This is a genomic window from Paenibacillus sp. TSM33 (assembly GCF_056099025.1).
In genome coordinates this window covers 1-250 of record NZ_JBLZXB010000083.1, presented here as the reverse complement: position 1 = coordinate 250, position 250 = coordinate 1, and the positions used below count along the sequence as shown (strand labels likewise).

Genomic DNA, 250 nt, shown 5'->3' with positions numbered 1-250 from the left:
TTGAATGTTTCCATCGCAGGAAACGATTCTCCATAGAAAGGAGGTGATCCAGCCGCACCTTCCGATACGGCTACCTTGTTACGACTTCACCCCAATCATCTACCCCACCTTCGGCGGCTGGCCCCTTACGGTTACCTCACCGACTTCGGGTGTTGTAAACTCTCGTGGTGTGACGGGCGGTGTGTACAAGACCCGGGAACGTATTCACCGCGGCATGCTGATCCGCGATTACTAGCAATTCCGACTTCAT

General features: G+C 54.0%; 1 rRNA gene. It reads right to left on the bottom strand.

From position 1 onward, the window contains the following. Positions 1–36 precede the first annotated feature (36 nt). Positions 37–250 (bottom strand): 16S ribosomal RNA (locus tag ACN6NF_RS25990); the annotation flags it as partial.